Here is a 26,284-nt window from a genome sequence, read left to right as displayed (position 1 = left end):
TAAAATCAAGTTCAAGGTTGTTTCCGTGTTGTCGTGTTTGTTTATTGTTTCATCAATAAAAGCAAGGAGGCAATGATGATATGATTTCTCATTTTCAATGGAAACCCCTTTTTAAGAAAGCACAATTGCCAGGCTGGAAAATATCCTTTTTCCACAATGGTGCACACTATGAAGGCATCTACCACAAAACAGGTGACATTGAATGGGGCTCTCAGCTTCCGCCCCATGAAGTAGAACCAACTTTAAAAGAAGAAATCCACGAATTAATGCTGTTCCATGTCTATGATTAAACTGTTTAAGGAGCCCCGCCATGTTAGAAAAATTAAAACTTGTTTACGGAGACCATATCATCAGCACACCTACTCATGACAAACAAATTCTTTGGTATCAAACAGACGAAGGTGAAATATTTGGAGTAAACAAATCGGAGCTTTCAGAAAGAGAAACACTTCTTCTCAACTCTTTTCTTACACCAATTGATCTATTTCAAAAAGCGCAGACCGAGGATGAACAAAAATGGTTCAGCTATCTTTTTGAAAACAAACCACTAACTGTTCAACATCCCGTCCGTGTTTATTATTTTCAAATGATCCATCAAGAAGAACAAAGACAGCAAATAAAAGAGGCTGTGAATAACAGCCTCGAACATACTCATTTCATATGGACAGGCCCTGAAACAGCTATGCTGATTCAACCAAATGCCACATCAGAAAACAGTCAATTAGATCAGTTAAATGATTTGTCTCTGGCTATTACAAGTGATTTTTTAACAGACTCAGTCTTTATACAAGGACAGCTGCATTTGCCAAATGACCATTTACAGATGAGGTTATTAAATGAACAACAGCTATTTTTATACCATATGCAGCGAGAAAAGCTTAGATCAGGGGCTGCCACATTTTATCAATGCCTGCCTTCGTTCATTTGTTATGATGCATCCGCACTCTCTCATGCTATTTCAGATGCTTTTAAAGAAGCGGTCTTTGACCGGGATGTTTACCGAACTCTCATGACCTATATGCAATGTAATTTAAACGCATCCAAGGCAGCAAAAGCGTTATATGTTCACAGAAACAGTCTTCAATATCGAATTGATAAATTTATTGAGCGCACTGGGCTAGATATACGACATTTTCCAGAAGCATCCGCTGCTTATTTGATGATGACTCTACTCGATCTTTCATAAAGAATGAAGACTTGAGCACCCTGCCCAAAAATGAAAATAGGATGTTGTGCACGTTGTCCATTTACAGACTCTTCCTCATTTTATACACTTTATTTACTAGTAAAGCGCTTTCAAAAAAAGAGGGACTGGGGAGGCTGACATCTAATGGCTGAAATGATGCTCAATCAAATTTATAAAGTATACGATAACAAGGTAACAGCAGTAGACAACTTTAATCTACATATAGAAGATAAAGAATTTATTGTGTTTGTTGGTCCATCAGGCTGCGGAAAATCAACAACCCTTCGCATGATTGCAGGTCTAGAAGAAATATCACAAGGAGACTTTCTGTTAGATGGAAAACGGATGAATGATGTAGCGCCGAAAGACCGGGATATCGCAATGGTTTTCCAAAACTATGCATTATATCCTCATATGAATGTATACGATAATATGGCTTTTGGATTAAAGCTTCGGAAGTTTCCAAAAGCAGAAATTGATGAGCGGGTTCGAAATGCCGCTAAAATATTAGGGCTTGAGCAATATTTAGACAGAAAACCAAAAGCACTGTCTGGCGGTCAAAGACAGCGTGTTGCACTTGGCAGAGCGATTGTACGTGATGCAAAGGTTTTCCTTTTGGATGAGCCGCTTTCTAATTTAGATGCAAAACTCCGTGTTCAGATGCGTGCTGAAATTTCTAAGCTTCATCAGCGTCTGCAAACAACATTTATCTATGTGACACATGATCAGACTGAAGCCATGACAATGGCAACACGCCTTGTTGTCATGAAAGATGGTTTTATTCAGCAGGTAGGAGCGCCGAAAGATGTATATGAAAACCCAGAGAATGTGTTTGTAGGTGGATTTATCGGCTCACCTGCGATGAACTTTTTTACAGGAAAGCTCTCTGACGGTGCGATTGCGGTTGGAAAAACTCATATTCGTGTACCAGAAGGAAAAATGAAAGTATTACGCAGCCAAGGCTATATTGGAAAGGATGTCATTTTAGGCATCAGACCAGAAGATTTTCACGATGAACCAGTATTTATAGAGGCGTCTGAAGGCACAAAAATTCATGCTGACGTAGAAGTAGCTGAATTAATGGGGGCAGAAACGATGCTTTATTCTTCTATTGATGGTCAATCGTTTATTGCACGTGTTGATTCTCGTACCGATGTACAAGCCGGACAGTCTATCCCTCTTGCGATTAATATGAACAAAGCCCATTTCTTTGATTCGGATACGGAGCTGCGCATTCGCTCAGCAGAATAAAAAGATATATAAGCAGCACCATCACTCATCATTGGGTGATGGTTTTTTGTATGTTAACACAACATTTACCATGTTCTTTTTTCGTATGTTTTTTTCGGAAATAACCATAATACTTAGTACAAAGCAGTTACTTCATTGGGTTTCGCCAAGTGGCAAATGACTTGATCATTTCGCTGGTGCGATTCCAGCAAACCCAACCAAAAAAACAAATCATATACAAAAAGGAGAATCACATCATGGCTAATTCTAATAGTTCAAACCAATTACTAGTTCCTGGAGCAGAGCAAGCGATCGATCAAATGAAATACGAAATCGCTTCTGAATTTGGTGTAAATCTTGGAGCAGAAACAACATCTCGTGCTAACGGTTCAGTTGGTGGAGAAATTACAAAACGTCTTGTGTCTTTCGCTCAACAAAACCTTGGCGGAACAAAAGCTTAATTTCATATCTGGATCATAGAAGGCACCTCTTATGGTGTCTTCTTTTTTTGTTTTTATCCCTCACCAAACTCCTTTCAGCTCATATCATGTAGTAGAAAGGAGCGGATCTTCATGGACATTTTTTCTGGTATGAACTTTGAACTTTTACAATTTGTAGGGATCTCTCTATTATGCGAATATGCTCATAGTATTCGGTCCTTTCATCTTTATAAAAAAAGCATCACATAAAAGTTGTACCAATTTGGGTTCTTTTCACTTATAGTATGTAGTGGAGGGATCGAACAGATGAAAATAGCTCTTTTCGGTGCTCATGGACGTGTAGGACAAGCATTTCTTCGTTTCGTTCAAGTAGATGAGCGTTACATGGTTCGTTCATTGATTCGGACAAACCGAGAAGAAATGCTTGCGGGTATGTTTCAAGTCACCGGCAATTCAAGAAATCGAGAAGATGTGCTTGAGACAATCAAAGGAGCAGATATTGTTGTGAGCTGTCTATCAACAGATGGTGATGATACATTATCTGTTTCAATGGAGCATATCGTACAAGCCATGAAGCAAACGAATACATCAAGAATTATTACAATTGGTACAGCAGGCATTTTAAAAGCAAGGCAGCAGCCGGAGCTCTACCGTTTTGAAACAAATGAATCAAGACGGACCACTTCCCGAGCAGCTAAAGAGCATGCGAAAGCGTTTGAAATCCTTCAATCGACTGATCTAGATTGGACCATTATTTGTCCAACCTATTTACCAGATGGAGAAGTGACACGGTCATATCGCTATGAGAAAGATTTTCTCCCTATAGATGGAAAGAAAATTTCAGTTGAAGATACCGCACACTTTTTATATCAGCAGTTAAATTCGAAGGAGTTTGTACATCAACGCGTCGGCATCGCTTATTGATGATGATGCCTGTCCAAACAATATAACCAGTAAAAGTCGAGGACAGAACCCTCGACTTTTTCATGCAAAGGAAAGAGCCTCTTCCAATTGAATGAGGCTCTTTTTTCTACTATTCATCAGCTGTTTGCAACAGCACCTTTTTGCAGTTCATACATTTGTGCATACAGCCCTTCTTGCTGCATGAGTTGTTCATGACTGCCACGCTCGACGATTTCACCTTTTTCTAACACCAAGATCATATCGGCTTTTTTAATAGTGGATAATCGGTGAGCGATCACAAAAGTCGTTCGTCCTTCTTTAACTACATCAAGCGCCCGCTGAATGATCGCTTCTGTTTCTGTATCAATGTTCGCGGTGGCTTCATCTAAAATTAAAATCGCTGGATCGTACGCCAATGCGCGCGCAAATGAAATCAACTGACGTTCCCCTGAGGAAAGGGTGCTTCCCTTTTCAACGACTGGTTCATCAAAGCCTTCTGGCAGGTGCTTCAATAACTCTGCGGCACCTACTTGCTTTAATGAGGATTCAATCGTTTCTCTTTTGATGTCTTCATTCCCTAAGCTCACATTGGAAGCAATCGTTCCAGAAAATAAATACGGGTCTTGCAGCACAATGCCCATTTGTTTACGGAGCGTTTGGCGCGACTGATCATAAATGCTTTCGCCATCTATGAGAATGTCTCCTTGCTGAACGTCATAAAAACGCAGCAGCAAGTTCATGATCGAGCTTTTCCCAGAACCAGTATGCCCCACAAGTGCAACCGTTTGACCTTTCTTCGCTTCAAACGTAATGTTCTTTAAGACATTTTTCCCTTCATTATAAGCAAAGGTGACATCTTTGAACTGAACGTGTCCCTCCAGCTTCTTCTGAACAGGTTCTTCCACTTCTGTTCCTGGTTCATCTAATAATCGGAAAACCCTTTCTGATGAAACCCTTGCTAATTCCAACCTAGAGAACTGATTCACAATGCCTGTAATCGGCTGGAACAATCGATTTAAATAATCGACAAACGCATAGAGCACACCAATGGACACAATGCCTGTCGCACTTAGCGACGCACCGCCAAAATACCAAATGAGTGCCACATATGCTAAATTTCGCAGCAAGTTAACCAAGTTATGTGAAAGAAGTGAATTTAAATGCAGCATCTTTCGCTGATATCGAAAGTGATTGTTGTTCAGCTCATCAAATTCCTCTTGCGTCGCTTTTTCATGACGAAAGGCTTGAATGATTGTCATCCCTTGAATGGCTTCATTTAGTTTGGCATTGATTTCACTGATGATCGAACGAATGCGGTGATTGTACACTGATGCAAACTTTCTATAAGTCATCGACCATAAGAAAATAATCGGTACAGCGACCAAACAGATGAGTGCCAGCTTCACATTTAATAAAAACATGGCAATGTAAATCCCGATCATGTAAATAGCACTCGTCACGAAATTTGCAAGGACTGTTACATATAAATCACGAATGGTTTCCGTATCATTGGTAATCCTCGCGACAACTTTTCCAGCCGGTAAATTATCAAAATATCGGATCGGCAGCGTTTGGATGTGCTCAAATACGTCTACCCTCATTTTTTGAATAATTCGATTTGCAATCCTTTGGAGCAAATAATGCTGCCCATACTGAAAGAAAATCGCAACGATGAGCAGTCCTAGATAAAATAGAACAAGCTGCACCAAACCACTGATTTCCGGCTGATAAAAAGCGAAAATCTCCTCTTTTGATAAACGCTTTACCTCATAGGTTTCACGCTCGTTCCCATTATCAATGGTAAGCTGATCTCCCGATATTTTTCTGTTTCCATCAAAACGAATCGGCTCATTCACAAAATAGTAACCGAACCCGACTTGCACTACATTGATTTGCTTTCCAGAATCCATTTCATTATTTAATCGATCGCTTCGTATATAGTTATTTCCCTGGTAATAAACGGTTTTGTCTGTCTTTTCATTGACCTCGACATACGGTTTTTCTACACCTAAAATATGATCATCAATCATTTTCTTCCCAATAAACGGCCCTGTCAGCTCAGCACCAACTGCAATCATTAGAAAGATTAAGGCAACAGACAATACTTTCTTATATAGGAGTGCGTAGGCAAGGAGTCTTCTTCCTGTTGTCATGCCTCATCCCCTCCTTCCAGCTGATTTGTTAGCTGCTGACGCAAAAATTGTTCTTTGTACCACCCATCCTGCTGGATGAGCTCGTTGTGGGTGCCCTTTTGGACAATGCGTCCTTCTTCCATGACAAGAATGAGATCGGCATGTTCAACAGCTGATAGGCGATGAGTTGTAATAAACGTCGTTTTGCCATGACGGTTTTGTCTTAGATTTTCTAGGATAGCGGTTTCTGTTTTTGCATCTACCGCAGACAATGAGTCATCCAGAATTAAAATGTCTGGATCAATTAATAAAGCACGTGCGATGGATATTCGCTGTTTTTGTCCGCCTGACAGCGCCACACCTTTTTCCCCAACCATGGTTTCCAGACCCTCTGGCAAAAGGCGTAAATCCTTTTCAAAGTAAGCATCTTTGATTGCTTGTGCTAACTCATCTTGTTTCGCGTCACGATAACCAAAGCGCATATTCTGTTCCACGCTTTTTGAGAAAAGTATATGATCCTGCGGTACATATCCGATCCATTGAAATAACTGATCTAATTCAATGTCTTGGATCGGAACACCTGATAGCAATATTTGCCCATCACCTGCCGGGTACTGGCGCAGAAGCTGTTTGACAATGGTCGTTTTGCCGCTTCCCGTTTTGCCTGTAATCCCAATTGTCTGCCCTTTTCGAACGGTAAAGGACACATCAATGAGATTATCTTTAGATGAGGTTGGATATCTGAATGTCACATGATCAAACTCAATATCTCCAGGCTCTTGTAACGTTTTCGGCTGAGCAGCATCTGTTACGTCCGGCTTGTAGCTGAGTGTATGATTTAACCGGTCTAACGACGCATTTCCTCTTTGCATAATATTAATCAATTCGCCGATCGCAAACATTGGCCAGATCATCATGCCAAGATAGACGTTAAATGCAACAAGCTCCCCAATGGTTAAATCACTTTGGAACACGAGATAGGCTCCGTAGCCGATTCCGATTAAGTAGCTGATCCCCACAAGTAATTTCACTGTCGGCTCAAACAAAGAATCAATGATCGCCACTCGCATATTTTTTTGAAATACATCATCTGTCATTTCTCGAAAGCGTTCGACATCTTGTTTCTCCTGCACAAAAGACCGAATGACCCGGACACCCGCCACTGATTCAAGAACGCGATCGTTCATATCACCAAATGCATCTTGAGCGACTGTAAAGCGCTCATGGATTTTGCTTCCATAAAACGCAATCAAGAGCGCCATCAGCGGCATAGGAATAATCGCCATTAAGGTTAATTTCCAGCTAATCGTCAGCCCCATCGTAAAGAAGATCATCAGCATATAAGCAGTGGAATCAACCAAGGTCAGAACGCCAAAGCCTGTTGTTAAGGCCACAGCATTCAAGTCGTTTGTACCTAATGCCATTAAGTTACCCGTTTTTTTCTTTTCATAAAAAGTAGGCGTCATCTTAAGCAAGTGACGCATCAGTTTCCCACGCATCACACGCTCCATGACATTTGCGCCGCCAAATAACTGATACATCCAAAAATATGTAAGTGTATAGACGACGACACCTAGTAAGCAAAAAATGGTCATATAAAACACAATACTGGATGTTGTAAATTGACCAGAACGAATGTCATCAACTGCCTGGCCAAGGTATCTTGGCGGCAGCATTTCAAGCACATTCACAATGAGCAGGAGCGTAATAGCAATCGTATAACGCCTCCACTCTTGTTTAAAGAACCAGCCTAATTTCGCAAATACTGAAAACATGTTTGTCTCTCCTTTTCAAGCTAGCCGCTTTCTAAATTTTCCTGCAAGTCACCTTGTTTCGTTTTTTGAGCTTTTGTCATTTGTCTTGATTTTGGCATGTTCACATGCTTTCACTCCTCTTCATTTACTTGTTGTTTTTCATCCCTTTATTTCGAAATGCGAAATGAATTCAACAAAAAAAGAGGCCACCAGCTGGCTGGTACGCCTCTTTTCGTCATGTAAAAAGGCGCATGTTGACAAATACGCAACATACGCCTTGATTCATCCGATCAATTGGAACAGACGAGTTCCTTTTCCATGACCAATGAAGGTGTAATTGTCACGTGAATCAACCCATTCATGCAGTTTGATTTCATTCTTCCAATGTTGCACATGACATTTCCTCCTTTTGGCTCTTGAATCTTTTTTTATCTTATAGTGGCTGTCACTATTTTGTCAATAAATATTTTTCAATAAATGAAATTTTCTAACAAAAATCATTCTCCTTCATGTGTATCTTTTTCTATTAACGGGTATACCATGAGTGTAAAGACTCCTTTTGAAAGGAATGAGGACATTGTTTCAAGCTGATCGGATGGTCGTAGCGTTTGATGGACATGAAGACAGTAAGAAAGCATTAAAAAAGGCAATCGCTTTAGCTAAAACCTTACATGCCAAGCTGACCGTTACCTATGCACATGATGGCAAAACAGACAGACAGGTGTTTGATGTGCCGCGCCCAATGACTGGCGGAGCTTATATCGGCGGCGGTACGGCAGATCTTCAAACACCCCCTGTATATGTACCTCATGATGAACAGCAAAGTCCCTTGATTTTTGAAGACCATACAGAAGAGGTCGTTGCGGAAGCAAGAATGCTTTTAAATGAGGAGCAGTTTGAGGCTGCCATTGAAATTGTAGAGGGAGAACCAGCGGAAGCGATTATCGAATATGCGGAGGAAATATCAGCAGACCTCATCGTCATGGGAGCACGTGACCAAAGCAGATTGAAAAAAATGCTGTTTGGCAGTGTGAGTGAAAAGTTATCAGCAAAATCAGATATACCTGTGCTTATTGTGAAATAAATGCATCACAAAAGGCTGTAAACATTAGTTTACAGCCTTTTTTATTTATGAAGAGATCGATGCTTCACTTTCATGTTTAATTTTTTGCTGGAAGCCTTCCTGTACGCGCTTTGTCAGCTTGCCCGGAACGCCTTCCCCTACTGGCTCGCCATCTATTTCAACAATCGGAATGACTTCAGCTGTCGTCGAGCTGATGAAAATTTCCTGAGCGCGCAGCAGTTCTTCTTTGCTTATACGAGTTTCTTCAACAGTACACCCTTCTTCCTCACATACCTCCAGCAGCTTTCTACGAGTAATGCCGTTTAAAATGAGATTGTTTGCAGGGTGAGTACGAATCACGCCATTAATCACGGCATATACATTCGAGGAGGTTCCCTCGGTCACAAAACCGTCTCTCACAAGGATTGCTTCAAACGCACCAGCTTCAGATGCTTTCTGCTTTTCCATGATGTTATATAAAAGGTTTAAGCTTTTGATATCACACCTTAACCAGCGAAGATCCTCAGATAAAATGGCCTTTGCCCCAGCTTTCTGCTCTTGAACAGGCTTTTTCACCTGGAACGTATATGCCGTGATTTGAGGAGTAAGAGAATCACTATATTGATGTTTACGAGGGGCGACACCCCGCGTGACTTGAATATACACACCGCCATCTGTTAATTGATTGTGAGCGACGAGCTGTTGTAACTTTTCTTCCATATCAGATACTGTACCTTGCAGATGAATGCCAATTTCCTTTGCACTCTTGAACAGACGCTCTGTATGCTCTTTTAACGTAAACAAAGTACCATTGTATACACGGATGACCTCATAGACTCCGTCACCAAATTGATAGCCTCTGTCCTCAATATCAACATGTGCATCCTTTTTTTCAATGAAATCTCCATTGTACAATACTTTCATATGGAATCTCCCCTTCGCTTTGCATTAATGGTTGAATCTGATGCTATCTTAGCGGATAAATGGGTACGTTTCAATGATTATTCAGAATTATTTCACATCATAAGAAATGGATAACCTTCTATTGTAACAAATATAGATTCATAACCAAAAAGATTCCAATTTTTTAGCAACTTCTATATTCATAGGCTCTTTTTTCCTGTATACTGACACCATATAAACATGACAAAAAACAGCGGAAAAAGACAGAATCTACTACATGATTCGACACAAATTTTTGATTTATTGGAGCGATTGTAATGCAACGGGTTAAAAAAAAACAGACACCTTCAAACACAATGCTGCTCTCAAAGGCGATTGGTTTTGTCATCCTGACACTAATCCTCTTTTTTATTTGGGATATGTCCAAAACCAATATGCAGGCAGCAGATCAGCCGGCGAAATTGTCTGCGAGCAGTCAATTTAGGGACACAAGTACTAGTATGAAAGCAAAAGATGCTTCTCGGAAAACATTAGATGCACATTTTAAGATCCATTCAAATAAACATGTAACGGATCAAACGATCTTTTTAACCTTCGATGATGGTCCATCAGCGACTTCAAATCAGCTGTTAGATGTGCTAAAAGCGCATCAAGTGAAAGCCACATTCTTTATGCTCGGACCGCAGATTAAAGAACACCCGGCAGCTGTGAAAAGACTCCATCAAGAAGGTCATCAATTAGGGCTTCATGGTATTACCCATGATGTGAAACGCTTTTATCAAAAAAGTGATTCTCCTGTTAACGAGATGAAGGAAGATCAGCGCATTTTGGCTTCTGTCACAGGTGAGTATACCCATCTTGTAAGAACACCTTATGGCAGCACCCCAAATTTAACCGATCAGCAAAAAGCACGTTTAAAACAAAAAGGCTTTGTCTACTGGGACTGGACCATTGACAGTCTTGACTGGAAATATAAAAGCTCAAAATATGTACCAGAGGTATTAAATCAGCTGCAAGTGCTGGAGACAAAATATCCAAAAGAACCAAAAATCATCTTAATGCATGATCAGCCGGCGACGGCAAAATACTTAAGCAGCTTAATCACGCAGCTAAAGGCAAAGGGCTATACATTTGAAGTCCTTGATGAAACAATGAAGCCGCTGCAGCAATAAAGTAAAACCCGCACCTTTAGGATGCGGGTTTTTTAATGATTTATAAAGCTTTCACGAGATCGCCAATTCGCTCATGAAAGACAAGATCAAAAAGCGGATCGAATTCTGTTTCACTCAAATTCGTCATCACCATGAAGATGGAAGGATCATGAGCTGCATCTTCTGGAATATATCTTGCTGGCGCTACTTCTAGGGAAGTCCCCATGACGAGCAGCATGTCCGTTTTCTGAAGTGATGTCTCCACTTGATCAAGATGTTTGACCATATCTCCAAAAAGAACAACATCTGTTTTTAGCACACGTCCACACGTACTGCCGTCTGGGGAAACCCTTTGACAGACCGGCACCTCTTCTTTTAATAAATAAGGCAGATCATATACCGCCTGACACGATGGACAAGTGGCCGTTTGAATGGAGCCATGGAGTTCATATACATGCTGGCTTCCCGCCTTTTTATGAAGACCGTCAATATTTTGGGTAAAAATATCCACATGCTTCCCTTGTTGCTCAAGGCTGGCTAAAAAGGTGTGCCCGCTATTTGGCTCATATTCTCCACTCATTTTCATTTGAAACAATTCTTTAAATTTTGGCCAGAATTGATGAGGGTTTGATAAAAAGTAGGACCGGCTCATCGCCTCCATGCGGGAAGTATCTTCTGTCCACAGACCACCCGTTGATCTAAAATCAGGAATACCCGATTCTGTACTCATACCTGCACCTGAGAGTACTGTGATATGTGAAGCCTGCGATAATTTCTCTCTTAACACATCCACCTTTGTTTGGTCCACTCACCATTCCTCCTTTATTCACCCAGCTGCTTCTCACCTTTTTGTTTCATATAAATGGCCTGACCAGGGAAAGCAAATTCTACGCCTTCCTCGTGGAAAATATCTATGATGCGATAGTTAATATCCTGCTTAATATCAAGGTTTTCAGACCAAGCTGTCGTGTTTGTGTAAAAGTTGAAAAACAAGTTCAAATAGCTGTCTGCCAGTACATCGAGATTTACCATGATTGTCTCCTTATGCACACCATCATGCTCGTGAAGCATCTGTTTGAGACGCTTAATACACTGATCAATATTTTCCTTTGGTGTATTGTAAGAAACGCGAACAGAGAACGTGATCTGACGTTTATTCATTCTTGTCCAGTTTGTGATTGGCTCCTTTGAAAGCGTAGAATTCGGAACGGTCACGACGGCTTCAGCAGGTGTTCGAAACCTTGTACTTCGAAATGTAATGTCCTCCACAGTCCCAAGAACACTTGGTGTCTCCACAAAGTCGCCCATCGTAAAAGGCTTCTCTGTAATGATAACAATCCCTCCAAAAAAGTTAGCCACTGTATCCTGCGCGGCGAGCGCAAAGGCTAGACCACCTAGACCGAGACCTGCCACAAGTCCATTTACGTCATAATTAAATTCTTGTGCAATGACACTAATACTCAGTGCAATAATAATGAAGCGAAGTACCTTTGATAAAAATGGTGCTAAAATATCATCCATATCTAATTCAAATTTCGAATTGACCTTTTGAAACAAGAAAGAAGATGCAGCGGTTAAATTACAAAGCCCCCACGTCAGCATCAATATAATAGAAGATCTATACAATTTAATGATGACATCCATATGATGCTCAAAGTATGGCGCTTGTCTTAACGCAAAATATAAACCAAGTGCCACGAAAAACAGCCTGGCTGGTTTTTCAAATGCCACAACAATTTGGTTAATGACCTCTGTTTTAGACCGATTCGTCAGCCTAAACAGAAGCTGAAATAAATACTTCGTAAATACTTTCCGAAGCAATAAAAAAAGCAATAAAATACAAAGGCTAATACCAATTTGGATCGCAATATCTACTGTAAAATATGTATCCATCCATTTTTGTGTAAACATGTCTGTCTCTCTCCTTTAAAACAATCCTCTCTAGTTTATAATATAACCTTCGTTCATGTCCTCTCTTAAATGTCTGACCTCTACATAAAAAGCCTCGGGACTGATCCCGAGGCATGAAGTTCAAATATGAAATTTTGGCTAGAGACATATCGACGGGCAGCAAACTACTTTTTCTTCTGTGCCTGATCAAGGAGAGTCGCTTTAAACATTTCAGCATCCGTTTCGGCCTTAATACGTTCTTCCACTCTAATTCTCCCTTTACCCAATCATCTCGCCTCCTTTTCATCATTATAAAACATCAGAATTTTCAGTCAACATGACGAAAGCACTAATATTTTGACGAACGCTGACGATTTGGACAAAATTGATCGAAGAAAAAATGATGTAGTTCAGATTTACTCAATAAGAGCTTGGGATATTCCTGCAACTTTTCACCTTTCATACACGATGCTTTCTCACCATATGCCATGTTCCATTACATACAGCTCTCCCTCGTACCATATAGTAAAGAAGGAAAAACAGCAAAAATTTGATATGATAAGACCAGAACTTATGTCAGGAGCTGGAGCATGTGTATATTATCGCGCATAGAGGGTCTTCAAGCGCTGCCCCAGAAAATACAATCGCCGCATTTGATTTAGCTGTTCAGCAGGGTGCGGATTATATTGAGTTAGACGTCCAGCTGACAATGGATCAGCACGTAGCCGTCATCCATGATGATACTGTTGATCGAACGAGTAACGGAAGCGGCTTAGTGAAAGGTTATACACTTGATCGGCTGAAGAAATTGGATGCAGGAAGCTGGTTTCATTCTCAGTACGCCAACGAACGAATTCCCACCTTACAGGAAATTCTTGAAAGATACAGTCAGCGTGTCGGGATACTGATTGAGATCAAGCATCCAAAACGGCAGATTGGGATTGAAAAGGCAGTTGTCGACATCATCAACCGGTTTGCCTATTCCCGTCACATCATGGTTCAATCTTTTGATGCCAATGCACTTCAAAGAGTCAAAGCTTACGCCCCTTCTCTTCGAACAGCTTTTATTATAAAACCCTCTGCCTTTAAACTGACGAAAAGGAAATTAGCGGAGTACAGCTCCTTTGCGGATTGTCTTAATATGAAGAAAACGATGATCAGCAGATGGTGGATTGATCGCATCCACTCATTTGGAATGGATGTCTTTATATGGACAGTGAAAGATCAAAAAACAGCCGACAGGATGAAAACATACCACATTGATGGAGTGGTGACGGATCACCCGCCATTTTTTCTAAAGGAGAAATGATGTAAATGAAAGCATATCTCGCCGTATTTATCGGTGGATTGGTTGGTACTCTTTGCAGATATGAACTTAGCCAATCCGTTGTCAGCCAGACATTCCCCTATGCAACACTGATTGAAAACATGACAGGCAGTCTGCTTCTTGGCTTTTCAACAGGGTATTTTATGTTTCGGAAAGGAAAAAAATATCTTGCTGCTTTGGTCGGAACAGGATTTTGCGGTGGTTTTACGACAATGTCCACTTTTTCTAAAGAAACGGTTCTCTTATTACAGGATGGACTGTTCACATCAAGTATCATGTACATTCTACTCTCAGTGATTGCTGGAGTGGGCGCTGCCTTATGTGGACTGATCACCGCTCAGCGCCTCTTTCAACAAGATGAGCAGCCGAAAGGAAGCAGATAAATGATTGTATTTTATACAGCTGTTGCCGGCGGGATAGGCAGTGCCCTTCGTTTTTTCCTCAGTCAATCGATTCAGAAAACCAAGTTTCATACTCGTTTTCCGTATAGTATTATTCTCATCAACTTACTCGGCGCTGCCGGCTTAGGTTTACTGACAGGTGCAGTGACTGACAGTGATCCGCTGCTAATGATCATAGGTACTGGGTTTTTCGGTGGTTTTACAACCTTCTCTACATTTAGTGTAGAGGCTGCGTCCATGCTGCAAGAGCGGCTAATTGGACAACTTGCTGTCTACTTATTGGTCACAATCATCGGGTCTTTATGTCTCTTTGCTGCGTTTTATCAAATAGGACAGCATCTTTAAATATTGGTAATAGCGGCTAAGCTGATGAGCAGCTGATCCATCAGCTGGCGCTTCATCAAAAAGAGTGTTTTTTCACTATAGCCAATTTCCATTGCACACTTTGCCATCCGCCAATCTCGAAAATATTTGTAATCGATGAGCTGCTGCTCTATTTCGTCCAACTCTTTTAATGCCGTTTCAATACAAGCAACGATGAGTTCATACTGATTTTTTTGCTCTTCTAACTTTTTCCGTGTCATGTGGTCGAGATGATGCGGGCTTCTTTTTTCAAGCTGCCTTTCGATATTTAAGATTGCTGCTTGATAATTTTTGAAATTCTTTAAATGAAACTCAATTCGTTTCATTGAGGTTTTCTTCTCCGTGATACTTGCTGTTTCATACCAAAGCATGTCCATCCCCCTCTATCGAACGTTTGTTCTTATTATATACCGAACATATATTCGTATAAAAGAGACTAAATACCTAAAAAAACCTTGAGCTTATTTTTCGCTCAAGGTCATTTCGTTTACTAGCAGCGGCTCCTTTATATCAAGTCCAGTGCGTGCACTGCCTTTTTCTGACGATGTGACGCCTTTTTTCAAATCGATCTTTTTAACGTAGCGTCCATCCATTTCCAGCACTTTCATTCGAATATCATCAAGATAGACGGATTGTCCTTCTCTGATATCAATATTCTCTTTTAAGATGAGTCCGCCGATTGTATCAATTTCCTCATCATGATAAGAGATCTCGATCAAATCTTGAACTTCATCTAATCTCACTTTGCCATCTAAAACATAATGATGATCGGCTCTTTTTTGAATCACTGGCTGTTCATCTTCATCGAATTCATCTCGAATATCTCCGACAATCTCTTCTAAAATATCCTCCGTTGTGACAAGTCCAGACGTTCCGCCATATTCGTCAGTTAAGATCGCCATATGCATTCTATCACGCTGCATCTTGACGAGAAGCTCTTGAATAGGAATCGTGTCGATAACCTCAATCACTGGATATATATAATCTTGAATTTTCAGTTGATCTTTTTCACCTTGATACACAAGATCTGCAAAGAGCTGCTTTTTGTTCAGCATGCCGATGACATGGTCTTTATCTCCTGAAAACACAGGGAAACGTGTATACTTTTCCTGCGTCATGATGGCGAGGATATCATCTAACGGCATATCTTCTGGAATCGCACAAATTTCTCGCCGCGGTACCATGATCTCTCTGGCAATTCGATTATCGAAATCGAAAATCTTGTTCATATAATTATATTCTGATGGGTTGATTTCCCCATTTTTTAAGCTCTCAGATAATAAAATCTTCAGTTCCTCTTCAGAATGGGAATGTTCTTTTTCAGACCCCATATCAATGCCCATCATTTTAGTTAGCAGACGTGCTGACCCGTTTAACACATAAATGAAAGGGAACATAAGGATATAAAATGCATGCAGCGGGCCTGACAGCCATAGTGTCATTTTTTCCGCCTTTTGAATGGCAAGCGTTTTTGGTGCAAGCTCGCCTACAACTACATGCAAAAAGGTAATAATAGAGAACGCAAGTGTTGCTGAGATCAGGCTGATTGCTGAATCAGGAATGTTTGTCAAACCAAAACCTCGAACCAAAAGTTCTTTCACAGCCGGCTTACCAATCCACCCTAAACCAAGGGATGTCACTGTAATACCGAGCTGACAGGCTGACAAATATTCATCTAGCCTTGATGTCACCTTTTTCGCCATGATGGCCTTTTTGGACCCTTCGGCAACAAGTTGATTAATTCTTGAACTTCTCACCTTTACTATGGCAAATTCAGATGCAACAAAGAAAGCTGTTAAAGCAATCAAAACACCGACTATACTCAGATTAACAATATCGTCCATTTAACCTTGCTCTTTCTTAGAAGAACAAGGAGTCACCTCCTGATTGATGATGTTATGTTTTGCAAAACGGTTAACTGATTAAATAAGACTACATTGAGGGCCCCACTTAACCACCTCCGGTTCACGTAAAATTCCGCCTCTCTACATATATATGAAACGGTATTCATTTTATCTTACCATAAATAATCTGAAAATTCCTGTATCATCATGCTGTTTTTGACATGACTGACTAAATTGAGGGAAATCCTCCTCTGTTTCTTCTTATTGGCAGGAAATATGAACAATTAACTTGTGTTTCAGACTAGAATTATATTAAACTATTTTCATAAACTATAACGTGACGGTTAGGAGGAGATGTTCAGATGGGGCTGAGAAAAAGTATCGTATTGGTGAACTAGCACAGATTGCACAGGTGACGAAACGAACTGTAGATTATTATACAAATCTAGGTTTGCTTGCGCCTGTTAGATCTTGCTCAAATTATCGTTATTACGATGAATATGCTTTAAAACGATTACAATTAATCGTTCTTTGCAAACAGCAGAGATTGGCTCTTTCTGACATCAAATCCAGATTAGATGAACAATTCCCTTCTCAAAAGGAAGATCATGATGAACTTGTCCATTTAACCTCTGATATCGATCGGATGAATGAGCATATGGACCGCATTTTGGCACGTTGTAAGCAGCTTCAGCCAGAACAACGTGAAAAACTAAAAGAGCAGCTTACTCCTGAAAAAATGACGGCTGTCCAATCATTTTTACTGCTGTTAAGTTAAAATTTTTACTAAACAGGAGGTGTTACCTTCGTTCTCAAAGTCAGAACGAAGGCCTTAATTGGACATAGTTAATTTACTCATAGTTGCTTTACTTATAGCTTTAACCGCGTTTTTCGTTGCATCAGAGTTTGCGATCATTCGCTTAAGAAGCTCAAGAATTGATCAGTTAATCGCAGAAGGTAATAAAACAGCAGTTGCTGTCAAGCATGTAACGACTCACCTTGATGAGTACCTATCAGCCTGTCAGCTTGGTATTACCATTACCGCCCTTGGTATTGGTTGGTTAGGGGAAGAAACAATTGCGCATATGCTTGCGCCGCTCTTTGCAGAGTTGTCCATTCCTCAATCAGCTAGTTCTATTGTCACTTTTATTATCGCGTTTAGTATCATGACGTTTTTACACGTTGTTGTTGGAGAACTTGCACCGAAAACACTCGCCATTCAAAAGGCTGAGCAAGTATCCCTTCTTTTTGCTAGACCACTGATGATCTTTTACAAAGTGATGTTCCCGTTCATTTGGGTATTAAATGGATCTGCTCGTTTGTTAACGAAAGCGTTCGGTCTTCAGCAAGTATCTGAGCATGACATGGCGCACTCTGAGGAAGAATTGCGGATTATTTTATCAGAGAGCTATAAGAGCGGCGAGATTAACCAGTCTGAATTCAAATATGTAAATAAAATTTTCGAATTTGATGACCGTCTGGCGAAAGAAATTATGATTCCTCGTACCGAAGTTGTCAGCTTCCCGTATGATATTACCATTGAGGAAATGCTGAAGGTAACAAAGGTAGAGAAATATACACGTTATCCAATTGAAGATGGCGACAAAGACAACATTATCGGTGTTCTTAACATTAAAGAGGTTCTCACTGCCTGCATTAGCGGTGAGTGCTCTACAAGCGATACGATCGAGAAGTTTGTAAATCCGATTATTCATGTGATTGAAACGGTTCCTGTTCATGATTTACTGCTCAAAATGCAGCGTGAACGTGTACACATGGCCATTTTATCAGATGAATATGGCGGTACAGCAGGTCTTGTGACCGTTGAAGACATCCTTGAAGAAATCGTTGGTGAAATTCGTGATGAGTTCGACATTGATGAAATCAACGAAGTGCGTAAACTTGGAGAAGACCATTACATCTTTGATGGCAAGGTTCTTGTTGATCAAGTCAACCTCCTATTAGGTACACAGCTTGATAATGAAGAGGTCGACACAATCGGCGGCTGGTTCCTTACTCAGAAATATGAAGTAGAGAAAAATGACGCCATTCGCGAACAAGGCTATGAATTTATTATTAATGAAGTCGATGGACACCATGTGGCATACATCGAAGTAAAAAAGTTAAATGAACAATTATTAGAAGCAGCTGAAGAAGGCGCTTCGTAACAAAAAACGCCCACTTGCTTAAGCAAGTGGGCGTTTCACATTGTGGACAAAGGGCTAAAATGATTTTTATTTTAGCCCTTTGTCTTCTTTTTCAGCGTGATAGAAAACCTTTGAAGTCTAGGAAGGACGAGTACCGGAGCGGAGCGAATTGAGCATTCGTGAGCACCGGCACGCAGGACTGACACCGAATGCGAGGGTTTGTCTACACGCTGAAACGACCCTTGCCTAAGCAAGCGGTCGTTTTTCTTATGCCTTTTCCATTAATTGAGCTTCTAGCTCTTTGATTCTTGTGTTTAATACTTCTGTCATGGCACCTAATCTTTCTTTTGGCGGCAGATGGTCAAATTCAGACAGCTCAATCGGTTCACCGATGATTAAGCGCATTTTCCCTTTTTTGAAAAGACTTTTCGCATTTGAAGGTCCTTTGTATGCGGCTGGAACAATTGGCGCTTTACCGAGCTGCGCAATGGTAACCGCCCCTCTTTTTAGAGGAACATCCTCTGTTGTACGTGTTCCGCTTGGAAAAATCCCAACGATCTTTCCCTCTTTTAATAATTTAATGGGCGTTTTAATACTGCTTGGCCCAGGATTCTCTCGATCAACAGGAAAGGCATGAATCTTTTTTAAAAATCCACCGATCCATTTATTTGCAAACAATTCTTTTTTCGCCATGTAGTGGATCTCAAACGGAAGAATTCCTGCGCCTAATGCAAGAACATCCACAAAACCCTCATGTGTACAAGCAATGACAAAACCCCGATCAGTTGGCAGATTCTCTTTTTGATATACTTTGATTCCACCTCGGAGACCAAATAATAGTTTGACGGTATAGCCTGAAAATTTATACATAGTGCACTTCCTTTGTTTGAAGAATGAAGGATTTGTCTCTATTATAACAAATTTTTTATTACCTGGTACTAAAAATTTGTACACAGTCCAATCCTCCCTATTTTTTTCGTTTAAAAATGAACGTTCTGCCTGTATTCAAGCACAAGGTTTTAGGGGAGAATAGAATAGGAATTGTGTCCAATTTTGTCGTTTTTCGATGTTTTTTCCTGATTTGTTCTATTGAAAATACTTTATAAATGATGCAAATTTCGCTATGATAAGGAGAAATGATTTTGATTCGGCGAAAGAAATGAGTAATGTACGGTAATGAGAAGTTTCGTGCAACTTTATGCCTTTCTTATGCGTGTATAACATAGAGGGGAGAAAAATCAGTGACGATCGATGAAATTTATCAAATGTATATGAACGATGTTTACAGGTTTCTGCTCTCCATGACAAAAGACAAACATTTGGCAGAAGACTTATTGCAGGAAACCTTTATGCGTGCGTATATACATATTCATTCCTACGACCATAGCAAAGTGAAACCTTGGTTATTTCAGGTGGCACGAAATGCTTTTATTGATTATGTCAGGAAACATAAAAAAGAAGTGACCATATCGGATGACCTCATTGGCGGTCTTTTACAAACGTCTGTACAAAGCCCTGCTGAACAGGTTGAAATAAAGGAAGTCCTCACCATGTATTTAGAGCAGCTTCCAGATAACTACAAGGAAGCGTTGACATTGTATTATTTAAAAGAACTAAATTACAAGGAAGCATCCAAGGTCATGAATATTACTGAAGCAAATTTCAAAAGTGTTTTATTTCGTGCAAGGCAGCGCCTAAAAGCACTTTACAACAGAGGTGTTAATGATGAATGAAGAGTTTAACAAGCGATGGGAACAATATAATAATGGTGAGATGAATGAGGAAGAAATGATAGCGTTTGAGGAAGAGCTGGAAGAAAACGAAAAACGCTTAAGCCAGGAACTGAACGACTCGGATTGGACAGATTTTTCCATCAGTCCTGAGAAGCAAAAAGCCATTCTACAATACGGAAAAAGAAAGTCATATTTACGTATTTCCGTACTTGCTGTCATATCGACACTCATTATTTTACCGCTTTGTACATTAGGAAGTTATTTATACTACGGCGTTGGCGGAGCCGAGAGCAAAGGCAATCACTTCATGGAAACAGCCGCTGTCACCGTCGCTTTGACCAAACCAAACGTGGCCATTGATATGAAGGATTTAAAAGGTCAGGTCAAGCTTTTTGGAATGAACACCGAATTGAAGCTGCAAAAGCAAATTGGCAATAAAACAGAAGCCATTGGCAGTGAACAAATCGAGATGTTTTTCGATAAATTAAAGCAGCCTACTATCTCTTATTATGGTGACAGCGCACGCGAAACGGAGGGTTTCTTTACCCATCCTTCGGCGCAGGCAGATGCCTCAAAAAAACAAACACTCACTACGTTAGACAAGCTTCCTGAAGGAACAGTAAGTGAAGTGTATGTATCCTATGACAGAGCTTACACACCAAAGGATATTTATTCCTTTGCTAAAAAATATGATATGAAAGTGCTGTGGAATGCGATTAAAACAGAGGATTCATTAAGTGGAAATCAGCGGCCAATCGGCTTTCCTGGGAAGGACTCTGAATTTTTAAAAGAGCTTCAGCACACATCAAAAACTGAGGTAGATCAATTCAAAGATGCCCTTGCTTATGTTAATCAGCACCCGACATGGGCAACAACGATCTCTGGCAGACCTGATCTTGATCTGTCTAATCGTATACGCTATATCGATCAAAATGGCGTCACCGTTTATGGCTCTGTGGTCACTGGACCTTCTAAAGAAATTGAGAAATTTGTAAAGACAAAACGCATTAAAACGGCAAAAGTGAGCGAGGTGGAATTATGGAATTGGTAAGAATTTTTAAAGAGCATAATGTATTTGGCTGGATTTCTGTCGGCACAGCGATATTATCCCTGCTCATGCTAAACCTCGCCATTATCAGCAACGTGACATTTTATTCTTTTCAAATGCTTCCTTTTGCAATGGCCGCAGTTCCATTTGGCATTATTGAACTGTTCATTAAAAAAGGCCGTACGGGTCCAGGTTTCCTCGGTGTCGTACTGAATATCTTTGTCATTGTTTGTGTCTATGCCATCGTATCAATCGATGTCGATCTTCAGTTAGGTTTTTAATCAGCACTCAAAAGCAAAAGCCCGTGTTACTTGACTAATGCCAAGCAGCACGGGCTTTTTTCATTTACTTTTTATTCAATTCTGAATGCTTTCTTGAATATAAGAAATACACAACCAGCCCAATGGCAAGCCAGATTAAGAAACGAACAAAGGTGATTGCACCAAGCTTATAAATGAGCAATCCGCAAGATAGAATAGCCAAGATCGGAATAAGCGGAACTGCTGGGCATCTGAAAGCTCGTGGTAAGTCCGGCTGCGTTTTTCTCATCACAATGACCGCCACTGAAATCAAAATAAATGCTGAAAGTGTCCCGATATTCACTAGGCTTGCCAGCTCATCAAGTGGAATAAATCCACCCATTAATGCTGACAATGTACCGAAGAACAGTGTATTGATGTAAGGTGTTTTATGCTTTGGGTGAACTTTTGATAATACCTTTGGCACCAAGCCATCACGAGACATAGCAAACATCACGCGTGTCTGGCCGTACAGCATGACAAGCATTACGGTTGTCATCCCTAGAATCGCTCCGACATCCACAATACCAGCCACCCAGTTTTGTCCGGCTACTTGTAAAACGAGAGACACTGGATGTGATACTCCTTCAAAATTCATGAAAGGAACGATGCCCGTCATAATCGCACTGACAACGACATAAAGCAGTGTACAAATCAATAAGGAAGTAATAATCCCTCTAGGCAGGTTGCGTGATGGATTTTTTGTCTCCTCTGCCGCAGAAGCAACTGCATCAAACCCGATAAATGCAAAGAATACGAGGGCTGCTGCACTTAAAACCCCTGATGTCCCAAATGGAACAAATGGTGTCCAGTTTTCAGGTTTTACATATTTCACAGCGACTAAAATAAAGAGCAGAATCACAGCAATTTTCATAATAACCATGATGTTATTGACTCGTTTTGATTCTTTAATACCAAAGTACAGCAGGAAGGTGATGACCATTAAAATAATAAATGCTGGAAGATTAAAATATGTCACTTGCCCTTTTAAACCACCTGGTGCTGCTGTTAACTCAACTGGTATATGAACCCCTATCCCATTTAAAAAAGACACAAAATAGCCTGACCAGCCCGCTGAAACGGCACTAGCAGCCAGCATATATTCTAATATTAAATCCCAGCCAATGATGAATGCTAGAAATTCCCCCATTGATGCGTACGTAAATGTATACACAGACCCTGACACAGGCACTGTGGAAGCAAATTCCGCATATGACAGTGCTGCAAACAAACAAGCAAGACCTGCGATGACAAATGATAGCACAAGTCCTGGCCCCGCAGTGACGGCTCCTGTACCTGTTAGAACAAATATCCCTGTCCCGATAATGGCTCCAATGCCCAGCATGGTTAAATCAAATGAACCCAATTCCTTTTTTAATGCTTTTTCCCCTTGTGTTGCCGCAATGAGCTCTGAAATGCTCTTTTTTCTAAACAACGAATTGCTCATACCATCACTCCCAAAACTTAGTATCAGTCTAAAGACGCCACATTCATATAATTCACAATATTTTCTGAATATTTAGATTAAATTTAGCACAATAAATTGGTGGCGTAAAATTATTATATATGAAAATTAAAAAATGAAAACACTTTTTTAAAAAATAGAGTGAAAATTCTTATATATCAACGAAAATATTGTCAATAAAACGGTTAGATTTTCTTCAATCCTTATTCAATTGATAGTTTGTCTCCCTCTATTTATGATACAACATGGAAGATTATATTTTTTTCATATACTTATTATTCAACAAAAATAAGACCCTTTTTTTAAAAGCGGGGTCACAATTATGTTATTTTAAAGCCTTTAGACCGATAGTGATCTATGAGAAAAAGACCAGTTCTGCGGCACAAATGATATATGAAAAAAGAGACTGCTTCATAGCAGTCTCTTAAAATGAATTAGTTTACAAATGTTTTCGCTCCAAGATAAATAGGCTTCCAATAGCTTGATGTCATATCACTGATCGTTACACCGTCAGAAGCAGCATGGATAAACTTATTGTTCCCAAGGTAGACACCCATGTGAGATGGACCCGATTTATACGTTGTAAAGAAGACAAAATCTCCAGCCTTTGGTTTGGATACACTTTTCATCGATCCCCAGAAACCTTCAGTTGTTTGTCTTGAAATCTTTTTTTGTTTGTTAATGATATACCACATAAATCCGCTGCAATCAAAGCCCTTCGGTGTCGTTCCACCCCATCTATATGGAGTACCGTTTTGCGCTTTAGCATCTGCTATGAGCTTAGACGTGTTTAAGGAAGAAGTAGAGACTGTTTTTTCTTTCACAGGTTTCGCCTTTACTTTAGACGTCTTTTTCACCTTTAGCTTTTGCCCGATTTTAATGAGGTCTGTTTTAAGTTTATTTAACGATTTCAACTCTTTCACAGTCATCCCGTATTTTTTGCCGATCTTAGATAATGTATCACCTTTGACAACTTTATGAGTGGCAGTTGCTGAAGCCGTTTTTACTTTTGTTGTTGTTTTTGATGTCTTCACTGCTTTTTTCGAAGAAGTGCCATTCACTTTTAAGGTTTGTCCAACATAAATCACGTTAGATTTCAGCTTATTGTCTGATTTAATTTTGCTCACGCTTGTTTTGTATCTTTTCGCTAGAACAGAAAGAGAGTCACCTTTTTGAACTTTTACTGATTGTGCTGAGGCAGCTCCGGCAAATAATGTCGTCCCAAGTAGAACTGCACTTGCAGCTGTGATCAATTGTTTTTTCATTTGTTCCTCCTGTATGTATCTATCTGATCCGATTTTTTATCTACTCCCTATTATAAGGATCAAATACCAGAAGAAATAGTCTTGACTTCCTACGACATTATGCTTATTAATTCGGCAAAATTTATTTTTTTTTAGGGTTCTTTTTATTTCATTTTTATTACACAATCATGACAAAATAATCGCATCTTGTCATGGATAAATGATACATTCATTTCTCTTTTTGGTTCATTCTATGTAAAGTGGACCTTTACAATTTTAAAGTGAACTTTACGGTGCTGTAAAAAGGAATCCACACTTCTGCTCTACCATTGTAAACGTAAGAGCGATACATAAACAATGAGGAGGCAAAATGAATGAGTGTGTTGAAAAACTCAAAAACGAAAATCGCTGCAGTGGCAGCAGCATCTGTGCTATCGATTGGCATTTTTTCAGGGATTGAATTTGGACAAGCTGACAAAGCTGAGGCTAAAAAGAAGCCGAAAAATGATGTGCAAAATGTGATCGTGCTGATTGGAGATGGCATGGGAACACCTTATCTTTCAACTTACCGCTCATTTAAACACAACGGTGACCTTTCAAAGCAAACAGCGTTTGACCCTTACCTCACTGGCATGCATAAAACATACCCTGACGACTCTAAAAGTAACATTACTGATTCAGCAGCGGCTGGTACAGCCATGGCCACTGGTAAAAAGACATACAACAATGCCATTGGTGTAAATAAAAACGGCAAAAAATTAAAAACCGTTTTAGAAGAAGCCAAACGCAAAGGAAAGTCAACGGGTCTTGTCGTGACATCTGAATTAACGAATGCCACGCCTGCTGCGTATGCCGCTCACGATGTGTCTAGGAAAAACACAGCAGCCATCGCTGATGATTTCTTCGATGAGAAAATCGGAAAACAGCATACAGTCGACGTCATGCTTGGCGGTGGACTTGTCGATTTTGTCCGGAAGGATCGTGATCTGACGAAAGAATTCAAACAAGCCGGTTATGATTATGTCACCAATAAAGCCGCCTTACAAAAAAACAAAAATGAAAAAGTGTTAGGCATTTTTGCTGATGGAGGTCTAGATAAAGCCATCGATCGTGATAAAACGACTCCTTCCCTGCAAGATATGACATCCTCAGCCATCAAACAGCTGTCTAAAAACAAAAAAGGATTTTTCCTTATGGTTGAAGGCAGTCAAATTGACTGGGCTGGACACGATCATGATATTGTCAGTGCGATGAGCGAAATGAAGGATTTTGAGAAAGCATTTGAAGAAGCGATTCGTTTTGCGAAAAAGGATAAAAACACGTTAGTCATCACGACAGCAGATCATTCAACTGGCGGACTTTCCTTCGGAGCAGACGGTTCGGGCAGCTGGGATTACAAGCCTGTCAAAGCAGCGAAAAAGACGCCTGACTTTATCGCAAACAAAATTGTCAGCGGCATGCCTATTGAGTCAGCGCTGAAACAATATATCAATCTTGATTTCACAAAAGAGGAAACAGCCGCCATTCAAAAGGCCGCTGAAACAAAGGATGCTGTTAAAATTGATGATGCGATTGAAGAAGTGATCAACACGAGATCACATACAGGCTGGACCACATCAGGTCATACCGGTGATGAAGTTCCATTCTATGCATATGGTCCAACAAGTGAGCAGCTAAAAGGTCTGATGGAAAACACCGATCAAGCAAAGCACATTTTCAAACTGCTGAAAAACCAATAAAACGAGCAAAAAAGATGTCTGC

27 protein-coding genes are annotated in these 26,284 nt (G+C 40.2%); 16 read left to right on the top strand and 11 right to left on the bottom strand.

Annotated features, from left to right (window positions below; translation table 11 throughout):
• Nucleotides 1-80 precede the first annotated feature (80 nt).
• From MHI23_RS04900 to MHI23_RS04880, 5 genes are all read left to right on the top strand, one after another.
• Nucleotides 81-290: a YheE family protein gene (locus MHI23_RS04900; RefSeq protein ID WP_003211787.1), complete on the top strand. Its 210-nt coding sequence runs from the start codon at nucleotides 81-83 to the stop codon at nucleotides 288-290.
• Nucleotides 291-310: 20 nt separating this feature from the next.
• Nucleotides 311-1,186, top strand: coding sequence for a helix-turn-helix domain-containing protein (locus MHI23_RS04895; protein ID WP_024426580.1), 876 nt, complete (start codon nucleotides 311-313; stop codon nucleotides 1,184-1,186).
• Nucleotides 1,187-1,330: 144 nt separating this feature from the next.
• The gene (gene ugpC, locus MHI23_RS04890) at nucleotides 1,331-2,437 is read left to right on the top strand and encodes a sn-glycerol-3-phosphate ABC transporter ATP-binding protein UgpC (RefSeq protein ID WP_024425745.1); all 1,107 of its coding nucleotides are present in this window, start codon (nucleotides 1,331-1,333) and stop codon (nucleotides 2,435-2,437) included.
• A gap of 236 nt (nucleotides 2,438-2,673) precedes the next feature.
• Entirely contained in the window at nucleotides 2,674-2,877 is a 204-nt protein-coding gene (locus MHI23_RS04885; RefSeq protein WP_024425744.1) for an alpha/beta-type small acid-soluble spore protein, read from the top strand.
• Nucleotides 2,878-3,162: 285 nt separating this feature from the next.
• The gene (locus tag MHI23_RS04880) at nucleotides 3,163-3,780 is read left to right on the top strand and encodes an NAD(P)H-binding protein (protein WP_024425743.1); all 618 of its coding nucleotides are present in this window, start codon (nucleotides 3,163-3,165) and stop codon (nucleotides 3,778-3,780) included.
• 116 nt (nucleotides 3,781-3,896) lie between these two features.
• Here the strand turns inward: MHI23_RS04880 and MHI23_RS04875 are convergent, their stop codons facing one another.
• Together MHI23_RS04875 and MHI23_RS04870 are read right to left on the bottom strand one after the other, a co-directional pair.
• Nucleotides 3,897-5,912, bottom strand: coding sequence for an ABC transporter ATP-binding protein (locus tag MHI23_RS04875; RefSeq protein WP_125587325.1), 2,016 nt, complete (start codon nucleotides 5,910-5,912; stop codon nucleotides 3,897-3,899).
• The gene (locus MHI23_RS04870) at nucleotides 5,909-7,666 is read right to left on the bottom strand and encodes an ABC transporter transmembrane domain-containing protein (RefSeq protein ID WP_125587326.1); all 1,758 of its coding nucleotides are present in this window, start codon (nucleotides 7,664-7,666) and stop codon (nucleotides 5,909-5,911) included. The genes MHI23_RS04875 and MHI23_RS04870 overlap by 4 nt, the downstream gene beginning before the upstream one ends.
• Nucleotides 7,667-8,222: 556 nt before the next feature.
• On the opposite strand from MHI23_RS04870, the gene MHI23_RS04865 reads away from it, so the two are divergent.
• On the top strand, nucleotides 8,223-8,729 hold the full coding sequence (locus MHI23_RS04865) for a universal stress protein (protein ID WP_025093324.1): 507 nt from the start codon (nucleotides 8,223-8,225) through the stop codon (nucleotides 8,727-8,729).
• Between the two features lie 45 nt (nucleotides 8,730-8,774).
• On the opposite strand, the gene dat is transcribed toward MHI23_RS04865, so the two are convergent.
• The gene (dat, locus tag MHI23_RS04860) at nucleotides 8,775-9,632 is read right to left on the bottom strand and encodes a D-amino-acid transaminase (protein WP_125587327.1); all 858 of its coding nucleotides are present in this window, start codon (nucleotides 9,630-9,632) and stop codon (nucleotides 8,775-8,777) included.
• Nucleotides 9,633-9,928: 296 nt separating this feature from the next.
• Between dat and MHI23_RS04855 the strand changes: the two genes are divergently transcribed.
• Entirely contained in the window at nucleotides 9,929-10,783 is an 855-nt protein-coding gene (locus MHI23_RS04855; RefSeq protein WP_034282235.1) for a polysaccharide deacetylase family protein, read from the top strand.
• 40 nt (nucleotides 10,784-10,823) lie between these two features.
• On the opposite strand, the gene MHI23_RS04850 is transcribed toward MHI23_RS04855, so the two are convergent.
• The 3 genes from MHI23_RS04850 to MHI23_RS04840 form a co-directional block, all read right to left on the bottom strand.
• Nucleotides 10,824-11,570 carry an NAD-dependent protein deacylase gene (locus MHI23_RS04850; RefSeq protein ID WP_125587328.1) on the bottom strand — a complete coding sequence of 249 codons (747 nt, stop codon included), beginning with the start codon at nucleotides 11,568-11,570 and terminating at the stop codon, nucleotides 10,824-10,826.
• 14 nt (nucleotides 11,571-11,584) lie between these two features.
• Complete coding sequence (locus tag MHI23_RS04845; RefSeq protein ID WP_024425736.1) at nucleotides 11,585-12,673, bottom strand: mechanosensitive ion channel family protein; 1,089 nt, start codon at nucleotides 12,671-12,673, stop codon at nucleotides 11,585-11,587.
• 164 nt (nucleotides 12,674-12,837) lie between these two features.
• Nucleotides 12,838-12,939 carry a YhdX family protein gene (locus tag MHI23_RS04840; protein ID WP_017360338.1) on the bottom strand — a complete coding sequence of 34 codons (102 nt, stop codon included), beginning with the start codon at nucleotides 12,937-12,939 and terminating at the stop codon, nucleotides 12,838-12,840.
• A gap of 305 nt (nucleotides 12,940-13,244) precedes the next feature.
• On the opposite strand from MHI23_RS04840, the gene MHI23_RS04835 reads away from it, so the two are divergent.
• Genes MHI23_RS04835 through crcB (MHI23_RS04825) form a run of 3 tightly spaced genes read left to right on the top strand, consistent with a single transcriptional unit; the run spans nucleotide 13,245 to nucleotide 14,725 of the window.
• The gene (locus MHI23_RS04835) at nucleotides 13,245-13,961 is read left to right on the top strand and encodes a glycerophosphodiester phosphodiesterase family protein (RefSeq protein WP_125587329.1); all 717 of its coding nucleotides are present in this window, start codon (nucleotides 13,245-13,247) and stop codon (nucleotides 13,959-13,961) included.
• A 5-nt stretch (nucleotides 13,962-13,966) separates the two neighbouring features.
• Nucleotides 13,967-14,362, top strand: a complete 396-nt coding sequence (crcB, locus tag MHI23_RS04830; RefSeq protein ID WP_268479564.1) for a fluoride efflux transporter CrcB — start codon at nucleotides 13,967-13,969, stop codon at nucleotides 14,360-14,362.
• The gene (gene crcB / locus MHI23_RS04825) at nucleotides 14,363-14,725 is read left to right on the top strand and encodes a fluoride efflux transporter CrcB (RefSeq protein WP_342492343.1); all 363 of its coding nucleotides are present in this window, start codon (nucleotides 14,363-14,365) and stop codon (nucleotides 14,723-14,725) included. It abuts the gene before it with no gap.
• On the opposite strand, the gene MHI23_RS04820 is transcribed toward crcB (MHI23_RS04825), so the two are convergent.
• Nucleotides 14,722-15,114: a hypothetical protein gene (locus MHI23_RS04820; protein WP_024425732.1), complete on the bottom strand. Its 393-nt coding sequence runs from the start codon at nucleotides 15,112-15,114 to the stop codon at nucleotides 14,722-14,724. The two genes, crcB (MHI23_RS04825) and MHI23_RS04820, sit on opposite strands and share 4 nt — an antisense overlap.
• Nucleotides 15,115-15,204: 90 nt before the next feature.
• A complete protein-coding gene (locus MHI23_RS04815) occupies nucleotides 15,205-16,587 on the bottom strand; it encodes a hemolysin family protein (protein WP_024425731.1) in 1,383 nt (460 codons plus the stop codon).
• 337 nt (nucleotides 16,588-16,924) lie between these two features.
• Between MHI23_RS04815 and MHI23_RS04810 the strand changes: the two genes are divergently transcribed.
• Together MHI23_RS04810 and MHI23_RS04805 are read left to right on the top strand one after the other, a co-directional pair.
• Nucleotides 16,925-17,365, top strand: a complete 441-nt coding sequence (locus MHI23_RS04810) for a MerR family transcriptional regulator (RefSeq protein WP_034667702.1) — start codon at nucleotides 16,925-16,927, stop codon at nucleotides 17,363-17,365.
• Nucleotides 17,366-17,423: 58 nt separating this feature from the next.
• A complete protein-coding gene (locus tag MHI23_RS04805; RefSeq protein WP_024426590.1) occupies nucleotides 17,424-18,755 on the top strand; it encodes a hemolysin family protein in 1,332 nt (443 codons plus the stop codon).
• Nucleotides 18,756-19,001: 246 nt separating this feature from the next.
• On the opposite strand, the gene MHI23_RS04800 is transcribed toward MHI23_RS04805, so the two are convergent.
• Nucleotides 19,002-19,604 carry a 1-acyl-sn-glycerol-3-phosphate acyltransferase gene (locus MHI23_RS04800; protein ID WP_024425286.1) on the bottom strand — a complete coding sequence of 201 codons (603 nt, stop codon included), beginning with the start codon at nucleotides 19,602-19,604 and terminating at the stop codon, nucleotides 19,002-19,004.
• Nucleotides 19,605-19,975: 371 nt separating this feature from the next.
• On the opposite strand from MHI23_RS04800, the gene MHI23_RS04795 reads away from it, so the two are divergent.
• The 3 genes from MHI23_RS04795 to MHI23_RS04785 are packed head-to-tail and all read left to right on the top strand — an operon-like array spanning nucleotide 19,976 to nucleotide 21,796.
• The gene (locus MHI23_RS04795; RefSeq protein ID WP_024425287.1) at nucleotides 19,976-20,467 is read left to right on the top strand and encodes a sigma-70 family RNA polymerase sigma factor; all 492 of its coding nucleotides are present in this window, start codon (nucleotides 19,976-19,978) and stop codon (nucleotides 20,465-20,467) included.
• Nucleotides 20,460-21,518, top strand: coding sequence for an anti-sigma factor (locus MHI23_RS04790; protein ID WP_024426591.1), 1,059 nt, complete (start codon nucleotides 20,460-20,462; stop codon nucleotides 21,516-21,518). The genes MHI23_RS04795 and MHI23_RS04790 overlap by 8 nt, the downstream gene beginning before the upstream one ends.
• A complete protein-coding gene (locus tag MHI23_RS04785; protein ID WP_024425288.1) occupies nucleotides 21,506-21,796 on the top strand; it encodes a hypothetical protein in 291 nt (96 codons plus the stop codon). Before MHI23_RS04790 ends, MHI23_RS04785 begins: the two co-directional genes overlap by 13 nt.
• A 64-nt stretch (nucleotides 21,797-21,860) precedes the next feature.
• Here MHI23_RS04785 and MHI23_RS04780 read toward each other — a convergent pair whose 3' ends face one another.
• Both MHI23_RS04780 and MHI23_RS04775 read right to left on the bottom strand, forming a co-directional pair.
• A complete protein-coding gene (locus tag MHI23_RS04780; RefSeq protein ID WP_342492342.1) occupies nucleotides 21,861-23,261 on the bottom strand; it encodes an amino acid permease in 1,401 nt (466 codons plus the stop codon).
• 452 nt (nucleotides 23,262-23,713) lie between these two features.
• Nucleotides 23,714-24,544: a C40 family peptidase gene (locus tag MHI23_RS04775; RefSeq protein ID WP_041116968.1), complete on the bottom strand. Its 831-nt coding sequence runs from the start codon at nucleotides 24,542-24,544 to the stop codon at nucleotides 23,714-23,716.
• Nucleotides 24,545-24,897: 353 nt separating this feature from the next.
• On the opposite strand from MHI23_RS04775, the gene MHI23_RS04770 reads away from it, so the two are divergent.
• Nucleotides 24,898-26,262, top strand: coding sequence for an alkaline phosphatase (locus MHI23_RS04770; RefSeq protein WP_107163807.1), 1,365 nt, complete (start codon nucleotides 24,898-24,900; stop codon nucleotides 26,260-26,262).
• Nucleotides 26,263-26,284: the final 22 nt, after the last annotated feature.

Origin of the sequence: Bacillus sp. FSL M7-0003 (assembly GCF_038628485.1) — a bacterium.
Lineage (GTDB): Bacteria > Bacillota > Bacilli > Bacillales > Bacillaceae > Bacillus > Bacillus safensis.
Note: the sequence above shows the minus strand (reverse complement) of the source record. Positions and strands in the feature narration are given on the sequence as shown.